Origin of the sequence: Enterococcus sp. RTP21361st1_A6_RTP21361_211029, assembly GCF_040910045.1 — a bacterium.
In the GTDB taxonomy this organism is placed as follows: Bacteria; Bacillota; Bacilli; order Lactobacillales; family Enterococcaceae; genus Enterococcus_D; species Enterococcus_D gallinarum.
Window position 1 is genome coordinate 1 of sequence record NZ_JBDGBK010000229.1, and the last position, 1,084, is coordinate 1,084.

At 38.6% G+C, this 1,084-nt stretch carries 1 protein-coding gene; it reads left to right on the forward strand.

From position 1 onward, the window contains the following. Positions 1-423: 423 nt before the first annotated feature. Positions 424-1,084 (forward strand): MBL fold metallo-hydrolase (locus AB5Z52_RS17265; RefSeq protein ID WP_368243872.1); only part of this gene is annotated, 661 nt, incomplete at its 3' end.

Sequence of the window (1,084 nt, forward strand, 5' to 3'; positions counted from 1 at the left end):
AGATGGTGAAAGTACTGGTATTACAGGATTCTTGAAAAACAATTTTTTAATAGGTTAGTCAAAGTGTAGTCAGAGGCAATAAAAATTCTTTTATATCAATACTGTAAAGACTTTTCACAAGTATCAAAGAAATTCGTCGTTAATCATTTATTATCAGATGAAGCAAAAGCCCTTGTTTTCAAGGGCTTTTTTCTTTTGGTCAGGAGGGGTCTATCATTTGCTTTAATGCCTCATGCGCAAGTAAATAAGGCTGATCATGTAGCTGCATATTTTTTAACAGTATCCCGAAAATTGTCTTTTGCTCTGACTGAGGATTCGATTGAATCCGAAGAAAAGTTTGATTAGAATCTCGAAAAAGTCATGAAAGTCGATAAAAATTATGCTATACCTAAACAAAGATAAAAATTGAAATGAGGGATGAGGATGAAAGTCACTTATTTGGGTACTGCTGCGGCAGAACGTGTTCCAGCCATATTTTGTAATTGTAGGATCTGCCGTCATGCGATGGAGAAAAAAGGCCGGGAGATTCGGACCCAAACGCAAGCGTTGTTGGATGATGGCAAGCTTTTGATCGATTTTCCTGGGGACAGTTACCTGCACCGATTGAGTGGTCGAGTGGATTATAATCGCGTCGAAGCATTATTGCTGACCCACTGGCACTCAGATCATTTTTACGGAGAAGATTTAGCTTATCGAATGTCCGGCTATGCCAATGGGATCACGACTCAATTGGCTGTCTATAGCAATGCCTATGTGAAAGGTTTTTATGACCGAGCGTTCCAATTGGAAGGACGTTACGATGAACAACGCCTGACGTATCATCTTTTGGAAGCGTATCAAAAAACATGGATCAATGGCTATGAAGTGTATTCTTTACCGGCACAACATGGTCATTTTGCCGAAGATTGTTTTATCTATGTCATCAAAGATCCAACAGGCAAAACACTTCTCTATGGACACGATACAGGCTACTTGACGGAAGAGATGTTTGCTTTTTTAGAAGCAAATCAGACTGTAGACAAAGTCCATTTTATGGATGATGTCTACAGTCTTTTCTTTTATAATAGATTTATGAAAACGAATG